This is a genomic window from Desertimonas flava (assembly GCF_003426815.1).
In the GTDB taxonomy this organism is placed as follows: Bacteria; Actinomycetota; Acidimicrobiia; order Acidimicrobiales; family Ilumatobacteraceae; genus Desertimonas; species Desertimonas flava.
The window spans coordinates 1-1,806 of the sequence record NZ_QKYK01000068.1 but is presented as its reverse complement, the minus strand read 5'-3'; the positions used below and the strand labels follow the sequence as shown (position 1 = coordinate 1,806).

The 1,806-nt window shown below is 66.4% G+C and carries 2 protein-coding genes and 1 other annotated feature; both genes read left to right on the top strand.

Annotated features, from left to right (window positions below; translation table 11 throughout):
* Positions 1–242 (top strand): hypothetical protein (locus tag DN771_RS29020; protein WP_205528831.1); only part of this gene is annotated, 242 nt, incomplete at its 5' end.
* 268 nt (positions 243–510) lie between these two features.
* Positions 511–1,769 (top strand): IS3 family transposase gene (locus tag DN771_RS29015; RefSeq protein ID WP_117001081.1). Its coding sequence is split into 2 segments (ribosomal slippage): positions 511–816 and positions 819–1,769, totalling 1,257 coding nucleotides; the frame shifts between segments, so codons are not numbered across the junction.
* Positions 813–926: a sequence feature (AL1L pseudoknot), on the top strand. Its footprint overlaps the gene before it by 114 nt.
* Positions 1,770–1,806 lie beyond the last annotated feature (37 nt).

The window sequence follows — 1,806 nt, the reverse complement described above, 5'->3', positions numbered from 1 at the left end:
GCCGGCGGATCGTTTCGACGGGCAGGGGTGTGCCGTCGGAGGTTTCGCAGCAACGTCCCGGGTTCGCTGCCGTCGTAGCCGTCGTCGCGGCGGCCGCGGTTGGCGCCGCTGTCGTGGTCGCCGATGTCGTGGTCGCAGCTGTCGTGGTGGCCGATGTCGTGGTGGCCGATGTGTTGGCTCCGGTGGCCGTGGTGGGCGTGGTGTCTGGGGTCGTCTCGGTGGCCGGCTTTGCGGGGTCGTGATCGAGCAGCGTTTGGAGGTCGATGAGGACGACGAGGTCGGTGGCGTGTTGGTCGTTGGTGCGGGTGCCGGTGATGAGGTTGGCGATGGCGTCGGCGACGACTTGTTGGTGGGTGCGGGTGTCGGTGGGGTCGTCGCGTTTGGCTCGGTAGAGCCGGTCGATCTCTTGGTCGATGGCGGCGCGGACGCGGGCGCCGGTTTCGGGATCGAAGCGGGTGAATCGCCCTGGGTTGGTTGGAGGCTCCTGATCTTGGAAACGAGGATGGAGTCATGCCGATTGAGGGCCCTTCGGGGAAGCCGAACGCGCGTCGTTACAGCGAGGCGGAGAAGGAACGGGCGGTGCGGGCGGTGCGCCAGTTGCGCAAGGAGCTCGGCAGCGATCACGGAACCGTCAAGCGGGTCGCTGATCAGCTCGGGATCGGTACGGAATCGTTGCGGAACTGGGTGAACCAGGCCGACATCGACGCCGGTGACCGGGCGGGGTTGAGCAGCGACGATGCTGAGCGGATCCGCCGGTTGGAGCAGGAGAACCGTGAGCTCAAGCGGGCGAACGAGATCTTGCGGAAGGCCTCCGCGTATTTCGCCCAGGCGGAGCTCGACCGCCCGTAGATGTGGTCGTCGGGTTCATCGACGAGCATCGTGAGCTCGGAGTCGAGCCGATCTGCAGGGCGTTGCAGATCGCTCCGAGCACCTACTACGCCGCGAAGCGCCGTCAGACCGCGCCGTCGCCGCGGGCTGTCCGTGATGTCGTGATGATGCAGGCGCTGATGGTGTTGTGGGTCGCCAACCGCAAGGTCTACGGCGCTCACAAGCTGTGGATCGCGGCGCGCAAGGCCGGTCACGACGTCGGCCGTGATCAAGTCGCCCGGCTGATGCGCCGGATGCAGATCGAGGGTGTGAGCCGGCAGCGGCGCAAAGTGTTCACCACCCGACCCGATCCCGACGCCGTGAGGGCGCCGGATCTCGTGAACCGCAACTTCACAGCGGATCGGCCTGACGCGTTGTGGGTCACCGATCTGACCTACGTGGCAACACGGACCGGGATGGCCTATGTCTGTTTCATCGTCGACGCGTTCTCCCGCCGCATCGTCGGCTGGCGCGTCGCGTCGAACATGCGCACCGACATGGTCCTCGACGCCTTGGAGATGGCCCGCCGCTGCCGCGGTGGCCGCCGTCTCGTCGGTCTCGTTGCCCACTCGGATGCGGGGTCGCAATTTACGTCGGTGAGATTCACTGAACGGCTCGACGAGATCGGTGCCCGACCATCGATCGGCACCGTCGCTGACAGCTACGACAACGCGCTGGCTGAGACGACCAACGGGCTCTACAAGACCGAGTGTGTCTACGGGCCCGACGCCCCACGACCCTGGAACGACGTCGACGAGCTCGAGCTCGCCACCCTGTCATGGGTGCACTGGTTCAACGAGGAACGCCTCCACAGCCACTGCGGCTTCGCGTCGCCGGCCGAGTTCGAAGCAGCCCACTACGCTGCCCAACAAGCCGCCCCGCACGGGGTTGGAAACCAATAACCCGAGCCTCCATCAAACCCAGGGCGATTCAGGGCGT